Origin of the sequence: Streptococcus sp. HMSC072D05, from assembly GCF_001815805.1 — a bacterium.
Lineage (GTDB): Bacteria > Bacillota > Bacilli > Lactobacillales > Streptococcaceae > Streptococcus.
On record NZ_KV821993.1, the window covers coordinates 674 to 1,148 of the forward strand.

General features: G+C 37.9%; 1 protein-coding gene. It reads left to right on the forward strand.

The features are described 5' to 3' along the window. On the forward strand, positions 1–475 hold a 475-nt coding region (locus HMPREF3057_RS01885), incomplete at both ends, for a hypothetical protein (RefSeq protein WP_070696109.1).

Consider the following 475-nt stretch of genomic DNA (forward strand, 5'->3'; position numbering starts at 1 on the left):
GATTCGTCTTTATGACTATAGAACAGAAGACTTAGCCGTTAAAGAAGTAGATCTAAACAAAGTGGTCGCAGACTATGACGCCAGTTTTTTTCCGATTGATTTCAAGATTCTTACCTATCGTGATAATCCTAAAAGCACCATCAATATAGAAGTCAAAGATAATCAAGGTGATATGAAAACCGTAGTTTTAAACATTGATAGTGGAAAAGTAGAAGGAGAGTATCAAGAGCGTTCAGATATCTATGAAGCGGGTCCTTACTATTTTTATACGACACTGGATCAGTATGCAGAAGATAAGGGGTATGTAGTAGGTCGGCTCATTGAAAGTTCTTTGCCTTTTAAAGAGGCGGGCAAGGTTGTTGATACCAACATAAACCTCTTTGAGGAATATCCTGAAATTGAGAAAAAAATAACTGAAGGAGATTGGGCTCTTATTCCTCAAGAAGAATACGTGACCCCAGAGGAATGGTTTGAC